The following is a 9,132-nucleotide window of genomic DNA, read 5'->3' as shown; positions in this document are numbered from 1 at the left end:
TTCCTCGTCCACGGTCATGAAAGCATCGGCGAGCCGCGACAGCACGCGCCAGGCTACGAGCGACGGCTCATAGCATTCGAGCATCGCCATCACCGTGGGCTTGCTGTGCGCGATCGCGGCTGGACGCCCCGCCTTCGCGGTGGCGTAGACGCACGCCGCCCGCGCGGGCTCGACCACGATTGCCGCAGGGCGATCCTCGCCTAGCACGATGGCGAAATGGCCGGCCACTGCCGCGGCGAGGCCGCCGACGCCGGCCTGCAGGAAGACGTGGGTGGGCGACTTCGGCAAGCGCCTCAGCGCTTCGCGCACGATAACCGTGTAGCCCTGCATCACCAGCCCCGGGATGCGCTCATAACCCGGCCAGGATGTGTCGGAGACGACGGTCCAGCCGCGCTCGGCGGCGACGCGGGCGGCTTCCCTGACCGACTGGTCGTAGTCGCCGGCGATGCGCACGATCTCGGCGCCGAAGCGGGCGATCGCCGCCACGCGTTCGTTGCTGACGCCCGAATGGACGAAGATGACGGAGCGCGCACCGAGCAGGCCGGCGCCCTGCGCTACCGAGCGTCCATGGTTGCCGTCGGTCGCGCAGGCGAAGGTCATGCCCGAGGCAATCGCCTTCACGTCGGGCCCATGCAGTTCCGCGACCTCGATGGCGCGGCCGAGCCGTTCCTCGGCCTCTTCCAGCACCAGTCGGATGACGGCGTAGGCGCCGCCCAGCGCCTTGAAGCTGCCGAGGCCGAGGCGCTTGCCCTCATCCTTGACGTGGAGCGCGGCGATGCCGAGTTCGCCGGCCAGCGCCGGCAAGGCATGCAGCGGCGTCTCGGCATGGTTTTCGCGTGCGGCCAGGAAGCGCTCGGCCTCGGCGGCTCCGGCGAGCCCAAGCGTCGCGGCGTCTTCTTCGGTCAGCGGCTGGCGATGGGTCGGGTGGTGGTTGAGCAGGAACATGGATCGGCTTTCTCTGTCTCGTTGGCTGAAATTTATTGCAAGTCCAGCGAGAAAGGCGCTCTGTTTCAGCGCCTGAAATGCAAGTTTGTTTCGTTTAGGTGCCGTCATGTCCATTTTGCCCGACCTCGACGCCTTCGACCGCGCCATCCTCGCCATCCTGCAGAAGGACAACAGCACGCCCCAGCGCGTTATCGGCGAGACGGTGAACCTCTCGGCGCCAGCCGTGCAGCGGCGCATCAAGCGCATGGAGGAAACGGGCGTCATTCGCGCCAATGTCGCGCTGGTCGATCCGGCCAAGGTCGGCCATCCGATCACCATCTTCGTCGAGGTCGGGGTGGAGAGCGAGCGGGCCGAGTTGATCGACGCCGCCAAGCGCGGCTTCGCCGCGGTGCCGGAAGTGCAGCAGTGCTATTACGTGACCGGCGAGGCCGACTTCATCCTGGTCGTCACCGTGGCGACGATGGCCGACTACGAGGCGCTGACCCGGCGATTGTTTTTTGAGAACAACAACGTCAGGCGGTTTCGCACGTTCGTTGCGATGGATCGGGTGAAGGTCGGGCTGGAGGTGCCGGTGGGCGCACCTCACTCAACATGATCCCTCGGGGCATTTCGTATCGCGGCATGATACTCTGCGCTTGATCTCGGAGACGTATCATGCAAAGATACGTTGCGAGGGGCAGTGGATGATACGTTCGTTCAGAGACAAGACCACTGAAGCGATTCGACAGGCAAAGCTCCGAAAGGATTTCCGGCAGATCTCATTCGTGTCGCTCAGCGGAAACTGTTCATGCTGGACAACGCAGCCGAACTGGCCGACCTCAAAGTCCCACCGGGAAATCGGCTTGAAGCGCTGAAGGGCGATCGCGCCGGTCAGTACTCAATCCGTATCAACGACCAATTTCGTGTTTGCTTTCGGTGGACCGATGGAGGAGCGGACAATGTGGAGATCACCGACTACCATTAGCTAAACCAACCAGCTCTGTCCGACAGGAGCGGAACCAATGATCAACCTCGATAAGCCTATTCATCCCGGCGAGATATTGCGGGTCGAGTTCCTTGAGCCACTCGACCTGAAGCCCTACACCCTGGCGAAAAAGCTTCACGTCCCACGTACCCGTATCGAGCGCCTCGCCAACGAGACCACGCCCGTTACGCCGGACACCGCTCTGCGTCTCGCCAAATTCTTTGGCACCACGCCACAGTTCTGGATGAACATGCAAGCCAGTTACGACCTGGCCGTGGAGGGCGCGTCGCTGCAGGAAGAGCTCAAGGAAATTAAACGGTTCGAGGCGGCTGCTTAAGAGCTCTTGCCGCCCTCCCTTCCCAGCAACCGCGCATAGATCTCCCCCACGATCCCGCGCCGGAAGATCAGCACGCAGACCATGAAGATCACGCCGGTCGCTATCGTCACCGGGAAGCCGGAGGTGGCAAGCGTGTTCTCGAGGCCGACGACTAGACCGGCGCCGACCACCGGGCCGACCATGGTGCCGATGCCGCCAAGAAGCGTCATCAGGATGACCTCGCCCGACATCTGCCAGGTGACGTCGGTGAGGGTCGCGAACTGGAAGACGATCGCCTTCACCGCGCCGGCGAGGCCGGCAAGGGCCGCCGACATGACGAAGGCGGCGAGCTTGTAGCGGCCGACGGAATAGCCGAGCGAAATGGCACGGTTCTCGTTCTCGCGGATTGAGCGCAGGATCATGCCGAAGGGCGAGTTGACGATGCGCCAGATGGCGAAAAGGCCTATCAGGAAGATGGCGAGCACGAAGAAATACATGTTCATCGGCACGTTGAGGTCGAGCATGCCGAAGAGATGGCCCCGCGGCACGCCCTGGATGCCGTCCTCGCCTTCGGTGAAGGGCGCCTGCACGCAGAAGAAATAGAACATCTGCGCCATCGCCAGCGTGATCATGGCGAAATAGATGCCTTGCCGGCGGATGGCGAGGAAGCCGACGACGAGGCCCATGCCTGCCGCGCCCGCAGCGCCGAGCAGGATGCCGGCCTCGGGCGGCCAGCCCCAGGCTTTCACGGCATAGGCGCAGAAATAGGCGGCGCCGCCAAAGAAGGCGGCGTGGCCGAAGGAAAGCAGCCCGGTGTAGCCGAGGAGCAGGTTGAAGGCGCAGGCGAACAGCGCGAAGCACAGCATCTTCATGACGAAGATCGGATAGATGACGAACGGGGCGGCGACGAGCGCCATGATCCCCAGCGCCACAAGCGCCCGTTCCAGCCGGACGGAGGCAGCGGCGCGCTCTGCGTGAAGGGTCGCCTCGCTCATCTTACGCGTCCCTTCCGAACAGGCCCGCGGGGCGGAGCAAAAGCACGATCGCCATGATGACGAAGACCACCAGGTTCGAGGCCTCCGGATAGAAAACTTTGGTCAGGCCCTCGGCGAGGCCGAGCATGTAGCCGGTGACGATGGCGCCGAGGATCGAGCCCATGCCGCCGACCACGACGACGGCAAAGACGACGATGATGAGGTCCGATCCCATCAGCGGGCTGACCTGGTAGACGGGCGCCGCAAGGATGCCGGCCAGCCCGGCAAGTGCTGCGCCCAGCCCATAAGTGAGCGTCAGCAGCAGCGGCACGTTGACGCCGAAAGCCTGCACCAGCTCGGGGTTCTCCGTGGCGGCGCGCAGATAGGAGCCGAGCCTGGTCTTTTCGATCAGCAGCCAGGTGCCGATGCAGACGATGAGCGAGGCCACCACCACCCAGCCGCGGTAATTGGGCAGGAACATGAAGCCGAGATTGGTGCCCCCGGCAAGCAGGGTCGGCACCGCGTAAGGATTGCCGGAGACGCCATAATAGAAGCGGAACACGCCTTCGATGACCAGCGCAAGGCCGAAGGTGAAAAGCAGGCCATAGAGCGGGTCGAGCCGGTAGAGCCGCGACAGCGCTACACGCTCCACCACGATGCCGAACAGGCCCACGGCCAAAGGCACGATGATCAGCGCCGGCCAGTAGCCGATGCCGAGATGGACGAGCAGCAGATAGCCGATGAAGGCGCCGAACATATAGAGCGCGCCATGGGCGAAATTGATGATGCGCAAGAGCCCGAAGATGACGGCCAGCCCGAGGCTGAGCATGGCGTAAAAAGAGCCGTTGATCAGGCCGACAAGCAGTTGGCCGAGCAAGGCTTGGATGGGGATGCCGAAGATCATGGTGATTTGGCCATCATACCCCCAGCACCTCGTGCAGTTTGTCGGTGTGCGCGGAAAGCTGGCCGACCGGGAAACCTTCCACCACCTTGCCGTGATCCATCAGGTAGAAGCGATCGGCGATGCGGGCGGCGAAGCGGAAATTCTGCTCGACCAAAAGGATGGTCATGCCGCGCTTCTTCAGCGCCGCCAGCAATTCGCCGATGCGCTGGACGATGACCGGTGCCAGGCCCTCGGTCGGCTCGTCGAGCAAAAGCATTTCGACGCCGGTTCTCAGGATGCGGGCGATCGCCAGCATCTGCTGCTCGCCGCCGGAAAGCTTCGTGCCCTGGCTGTTGCGACGTTCCTTGAGGTTGGGGAAGAGGTCGAAGATCTCCTCCACGCTCATGCCGCCCTTGGCCACCACCGGCGGGAGGATCAGATTTTCGTCGACGGTGAGCGTGGCGAAGATGCCGCGCTCCTCCGGCACGAAACCGATGCCCTGATGGGCGACGCGGTGCAGCGGCAGGCGGATCAGGTCCTTGCCATTGAAAGTGACGGAGCCTGTCCGCTTGCGGATCAGGCCCATGATGGCGCGCAGCGTCGTCGTCTTGCCGACGCCGTTGCGGCCAAGCAGCGTAACCGTCTCGCCGCGCAGGACTTCGAGGTTGACGCCGTGCAGCGCATGGCCCTCGCCGTACCAGGCATGAAGGTCGCGCACGGCAAGCAGCGGCTCACTCATGCTCGGTCCCCATATAGGCGACGCGCACGCGCTCGTCCTGGCTCACAGTCGCGTAGTCGCCGGCGGCAAGCACCTGGCCGCGCTGCATGACGGTGATCCAGTCGCAGAGATCGGCAACGACGGTGAGGTTGTGCTCGACCATCAGCACGGCGCGGTCTTTCGCCAGCGACCGGATGATGCCTGAGATCGTGCCGACATCCTCATGCCCCATGCCGGCCATCGGCTCGTCGAGCAGCAGAACTTTTGGATCGAGCGCCAGCGTGGTGGCGATTTCCAGCACACGCTTCCTGCCGTAGGAGAGATCGCCCGCCAGCCGATGCGCGGCGTCGTCGAGCCCGACTATGGCGAGCAGCTCGCGCGCCCGGGGCGTCAGCTGGTCCAGCGCCGAGACCGGGCGCCAGAACTGATAGCCCAGCCCGCCCGGACGCTGCAGCGCGACGCGCACATTGTCGAGCACGCTGAGATGCGGAAAGATCGCCGATATCTGGAAGGAGCGTACAAGCCCCATGCGCGCCACCCTGGCCGGCGGCGTGCGGGTGATGTCGGTGCCGAGCAGCTGGATGGTGCCGCTGGTCGGCTGCAGGAATTTGGTCAACAGGTTGAAGATGGTGGTCTTGCCGGCGCCGTTCGGGCCGATCAAGGCATGGATCCTGCCGTGGTGGACGTCGAGGTCGACATCCTTCACGGCGACGAATCCGGCGAAGTCGCGCCGCAGGCCGCGGGCGGAAAGCACCACCCGCGGCGTCTGGTCGATGCCGTCCCGGCGGACGGCGGTGGCGGTGTCGAGCGTCACTTGCTGACGAGCGGGCAGCCGCTGTCCTCGGCCTTCATGAAGGCCTTGTCGCCGGGAATGGTCGCCAGGTAGGTGTAGTAGTCCCAGTCCTTCTTGCTCTCCTCCGGCTTCTTGACCTGGTAGAGATACATGTCGTGCACCATCGAGCCGTCGGCCTGCACCTTGCCGTTCACAGTGAACACGTCGTTGACCGGCATCTCATGCAATTGCTTGGCCACCGCTTCGGTCTCGTCGGTGCCGGCCTTGTCGATGGCCTTCAGATACTGCGTCACCGCCGAATAGGTGCCGGCCTGGACCATGTTTGGCATGCGGTTGGTGCGCTTGAAGAAGCGTTGCGCGAAATCGCGGCTCACATCGTCGCGGTCCCAGTAATAGCCTTCCGTCAGCACAACGCCCTGCGCCGCCTGCAGGCCGAGGCCATGCACCTCGGCCAGCGTGAAGAGCAGCGCCGCCAACCGCTGGCCGCCGGCGACGATGCCGAACTCGGCCGCCTGCTTGATCGAGTTCGAGGTGTCGAGGCCGGCATTGGCTAGGCCGATGATCTTGGCGCCGGAGGACTGCGCCTGCAGCAGGAAGGAGGAATAGTCGGTGGAGCCAAGCGGATAGCGCACCTCGCCCAGCACCTTGCCGCCACTGGATTCCACGAGCTTGGCGGTCTGGTCCTTCAGCGAATAGCCGAATGCATAGTCGACGGTGATGAAATACCAGCTGTCGCCGCCCTGCTGCACCAGTGCGCCGCCGGTGCCGACCGCCTGGGAGTGGGTGTCGTAGGCCCAGTGGAAACCATAGGGCGAGCACTGCTTGCCGGTGAGGTCGGTGGAGGCGGCGCCGGTGACGATGTCGATCTTCTTCTTTTCCTTGGAAAGCCCCTGGACGGCGAGCGCGACGGAAGACGTGGTGAGCTCCATGATCGCGTCGACCTGCTCGGTGTCGTACCACTGGCGCGCGATGTTGGAGGCGATGTCCGGCTTGTTCTGGTGGTCGGCGCTGACGATCTCGATCGGCGCGCCCTGCACCTTGCCGCCGAAATCCTCGACCGCCATCTTGGCGGCCTCTACCGACCATTTGCCGCCGAAATCGGCATAGACGCCGGACTGATCGTTCAAGATGCCGATCTTGACCTTGCCGTCCGAGATTTCGCCAGCCGCCGCCGGCATTGCGGATGCCGCAATGAGCGCGGCGGAGACGAGATAGGATGCTTTCACTGGTAGTTCCTCCCTTGTGGCCAACCACGGGAACGCGGCGGACCTCGCAATGGTTCAACAGTTCCGTCGGATTGTGGATTGACGCCTCGATCCCGCCTGCCACTCCTATTCTTGCGGGCCTGCTCGTTTGCGGCTGGGCCGCCGCGCGCCTTGGGTGCACGGGCGCGAGCCTAGCATCACATTTCGCTGGCCGGGAATGCTATTTTCGTAGCATGCGGATGGGTGGGGGCAGCATGGTGCCCCTTCACCACGGCAGCCGCTTGCCGCCGCGAAAAAGCCGCCGGTCGGACCGTCGGGCAAAGTTGCGGCGCAGACGATGCCGGCCGCGCCTTGCGGGACGGGGCGGCCGCCGGCACCGCCCATGTCGCGACCCAGCCGGGGCAGATCGAATTGACCAGCACGCGCCGCTCCCCGCCAGACACAATCCGGAAACAAGATTCAACAGCCCGGAAAAACTCGCGAAAAGACGGGCTGTCATAAGCGGCACCGGAGCAGCCGAACTACGGCCAGCGACAACCTGATATCGATCTTCAAAAAAGGAAAGCCGACATATGAAAAAGACCCTTCTCTCCGTTCTCGGCCTGGCGGTCGCGCTTGCTTTCGCGGTGCCGGCGCTCGGCACTACCGAAGCCAACGCCGCCGCGACCACGACGGCTGCGACCACGACGACCACCGCGGCTCCGGCTGCGGCCACCGAGACGGCCAAGCCGGACGCCAACGGCCCGCACAAGAAGCATGTCAAGCATCATCGCCGTCACGCCCGCAAGCATCACGTGAAGAAGCACTCGAAGCATCACGCCAAGAAGCATCATGTGAAGCACCACACCAAGAAGCGTACCCACAAGAAGCACGGCAAGAAGCTCGCCGCATAAGGCGCGTCGCCGGCTTTTGGCTTTTCAGCAATTGGCCAAAAACTTCATGACCGGATGATCCCGGACCGCTTCAACAGGGTTCGGGATCATCGCTTCCCGGAAACGCCGTCCCTCAAAGGCGGCGTTTTTGCTTACCAGGTCGCTGGCGCGGTCGTCCGGTCCGGATCGTGCCTTACTTCTTCTGCGGATAGATCGTCTCGCCGCGCTTCAGCATTTCGACGAACGTCTCGATCTTCTTCTTGCGCCCCGCCTCGGTCTTCATGTTGTGGACGCGGAAGGCGAGCGCGAAACGGTTCTGCGCCGAAAGCTTTGCCAGCATCGCTTTGGCCTTCGGTTCGGCATCGATCGCGGCCTGCAGGTCGGGCGGAAATGTCATCTCTTTCGAGCCGCCATAGGCGCGGTCCCAGCGGCCATCGGCTTTGGCCGCCTCGACTTCGCGCAGGCCATGCTCCGTCATGCGGCCCTCTTCGATCAAGCGCGCGACGTTGTCGACGTTGATCCTGCTCCAGATGCTCTTCCTGCCGCGCGGCGTGTAGCGCTGCAGAAAGCTCTTCTCGTCGAGCGACTTGCGCACCGCATCGATCCAGCCGAAGCAGAGCACGACGTCGATCGCTTCCTTCGGCGTGATCGAAGCAAGGCCAGAGCCGACCTTGTGGATCTTGATCCAGACCTCGCTTTCGCCGGCCTGGTTTTGGCTGAGCCAGGCGTAGAAGCTTTCGGCGTCCGAGAACTCGTGGACCTTACTCGAGTCGACCTTGATGGGGGCCATCGGTGTTCCTTCTTGCCTGAGCCGAGGCTCCGATCTCCCCCTTTGTTGGGGAGACGGCCGGCAGACCAGAGGGCGCGCTGTCCCGCCAGCCCTGTCGAGACGCCGCCGCCTTAGCTTATACTCGTGGGAATTTAAGGCCGCGTTTCTTCGCGCCCCCCTGCCCTGCCTGGTTGAATTATCAAAGCCGCGCCAGCCAACCATCGGACTCTCCGATAACACTATCGGTTTCTTCCGTTTCCGCTCCGCCGGCCGGCCTGCCACATCACCGTCCATGCAAAAGAAAGGCATGGACATGGACGAGACAAAAATCCTGATCGTCGGCGGCAGTTCGGGCATGGGGCTGGCGCTTGCCAGGCGCTGCCTCGCCGAAGGCTCCGGCGTCATCATCGCCGGGCGCAATGCAGCGAGGCTGAACGCCGCGCGCGATGAGCTCGGCTGCCCGGCCGCGCTGGAAGCGGCGGTGGTCGACATCAGCCGCGAGGCCGAGGTCGCGGCGCTGTTCGCGCGCATCGGCGGGCTCGAGCATATCGTCAGCACGGCGGCCGACATCGAAGGCGCCTACCGGCTTTTGCCCGAGATCGAGCTTTCGGCGGCGCAAAAAGTTGTCGACAGCAAGTTCTACGGGCCGCTGCTGTTGGCCAAGCATGGCGCGCCGAAACTTTCGGCCAATGG

General features: G+C 64.0%; 11 protein-coding genes and 1 pseudogene. 5 read left to right on the top strand and 7 right to left on the bottom strand.

Annotated elements, in window-relative coordinates; translation table 11 throughout:
• Positions 1-945, bottom strand: a 945-nt coding sequence (locus EOA32_RS28255) for a diaminopropionate ammonia-lyase (protein WP_128373459.1), incomplete at its 3' end; no start/stop codon positions are given.
• Positions 946-1,051: 106 nt separating this feature from the next.
• On the opposite strand from EOA32_RS28255, the gene EOA32_RS28250 reads away from it, so the two are divergent.
• The 3 genes and pseudogenes from EOA32_RS28250 to EOA32_RS28240 all read left to right on the top strand — a co-directional run bounded on the left by EOA32_RS28250 (position 1,052) and on the right by EOA32_RS28240 (position 2,246).
• Positions 1,052-1,540, top strand: a complete 489-nt coding sequence (locus tag EOA32_RS28250; RefSeq protein WP_128373458.1) for an Lrp/AsnC family transcriptional regulator — start codon at positions 1,052-1,054, stop codon at positions 1,538-1,540.
• 88 nt (positions 1,541-1,628) lie between these two features.
• Positions 1,629-1,909: pseudogene (locus EOA32_RS28245) on the top strand (type II toxin-antitoxin system RelE/ParE family toxin).
• Between the two features lie 37 nt (positions 1,910-1,946).
• Positions 1,947-2,246, top strand: coding sequence for a HigA family addiction module antitoxin (locus EOA32_RS28240; RefSeq protein ID WP_066998444.1), 300 nt, complete (start codon positions 1,947-1,949; stop codon positions 2,244-2,246).
• On the opposite strand, the gene EOA32_RS28235 is transcribed toward EOA32_RS28240, so the two are convergent.
• The 5 genes from EOA32_RS28235 to EOA32_RS28215 are packed head-to-tail and all read right to left on the bottom strand — an operon-like array spanning position 2,243 to position 6,819.
• A complete protein-coding gene (locus EOA32_RS28235; protein WP_067322567.1) occupies positions 2,243-3,220 on the bottom strand; it encodes a branched-chain amino acid ABC transporter permease in 978 nt (325 codons plus the stop codon). The two genes, EOA32_RS28240 and EOA32_RS28235, sit on opposite strands and share 4 nt — an antisense overlap.
• Before the next feature lies 1 nt (position 3,221).
• Complete coding sequence (locus EOA32_RS28230) at positions 3,222-4,109, bottom strand: branched-chain amino acid ABC transporter permease (protein WP_066998448.1); 888 nt, start codon at positions 4,107-4,109, stop codon at positions 3,222-3,224.
• A gap of 7 nt (positions 4,110-4,116) precedes the next feature.
• Positions 4,117-4,821 carry an ABC transporter ATP-binding protein gene (locus EOA32_RS28225; protein ID WP_095832945.1) on the bottom strand — a complete coding sequence of 235 codons (705 nt, stop codon included), beginning with the start codon at positions 4,819-4,821 and terminating at the stop codon, positions 4,117-4,119.
• Entirely contained in the window at positions 4,814-5,614 is an 801-nt protein-coding gene (locus EOA32_RS28220) for an ABC transporter ATP-binding protein (RefSeq protein WP_245426319.1), read from the bottom strand. The genes EOA32_RS28225 and EOA32_RS28220 overlap by 8 nt, the downstream gene beginning before the upstream one ends.
• Complete coding sequence (locus EOA32_RS28215; RefSeq protein WP_066998453.1) at positions 5,611-6,819, bottom strand: ABC transporter substrate-binding protein; 1,209 nt, start codon at positions 6,817-6,819, stop codon at positions 5,611-5,613. Before EOA32_RS28215 ends, EOA32_RS28220 begins: the two co-directional genes overlap by 4 nt.
• Before the next feature lie 551 nt (positions 6,820-7,370).
• Here EOA32_RS28215 and EOA32_RS28205 point away from each other — a divergent pair.
• Positions 7,371-7,691 (top strand): hypothetical protein, encoded by a 321-nt coding sequence (locus EOA32_RS28205; RefSeq protein WP_095778258.1) that lies wholly within the window; start codon positions 7,371-7,373, stop codon positions 7,689-7,691.
• 172 nt (positions 7,692-7,863) lie between these two features.
• Here the strand turns inward: EOA32_RS28205 and EOA32_RS28200 are convergent, their stop codons facing one another.
• Positions 7,864-8,460: a YdeI/OmpD-associated family protein gene (locus tag EOA32_RS28200; RefSeq protein ID WP_128373457.1), complete on the bottom strand. Its 597-nt coding sequence runs from the start codon at positions 8,458-8,460 to the stop codon at positions 7,864-7,866.
• Between the two features lie 286 nt (positions 8,461-8,746).
• Between EOA32_RS28200 and EOA32_RS28195 the strand changes: the two genes are divergently transcribed.
• On the top strand, positions 8,747-9,132 hold a 386-nt coding region (locus EOA32_RS28195; protein WP_128373456.1), incomplete at its 3' end, for an SDR family NAD(P)-dependent oxidoreductase.

Origin of the sequence: Mesorhizobium sp. M1A.F.Ca.ET.072.01.1.1 (assembly GCF_004023325.1) — a bacterium.
GTDB lineage: Bacteria > Pseudomonadota > Alphaproteobacteria > Rhizobiales > Rhizobiaceae > Mesorhizobium.
Note: the sequence above shows the minus strand (reverse complement) of the source record. Positions and strands in the feature narration are given on the sequence as shown.

Bases quoted from the DNA above. Each gene is read 5' to 3' on its own strand.
- EOA32_RS28240 (WP_066998444.1), top strand. From the start codon at position 1,947: ATGATCAACCTCGATAAGCCTATTCATCCCGGCGAGATATTGCGGGTC.
- EOA32_RS28200 (WP_128373457.1), bottom strand. From the start codon at position 8,460: ATGGCCCCCATCAAGGTCGACTCGAGTAAGGTCCACGAGTTCTCGGAC.
- EOA32_RS28235 (WP_067322567.1), bottom strand. From the start codon at position 3,220: ATGAGCGAGGCGACCCTTCACGCAGAGCGCGCCGCTGCCTCCGTCCGG.
- EOA32_RS28205 (WP_095778258.1), top strand. From the start codon at position 7,371: ATGAAAAAGACCCTTCTCTCCGTTCTCGGCCTGGCGGTCGCGCTTGCT.
- EOA32_RS28225 (WP_095832945.1), bottom strand. From the start codon at position 4,821: ATGAGTGAGCCGCTGCTTGCCGTGCGCGACCTTCATGCCTGGTACGGC.
- EOA32_RS28250 (WP_128373458.1), top strand. From the start codon at position 1,052: ATGTCCATTTTGCCCGACCTCGACGCCTTCGACCGCGCCATCCTCGCC.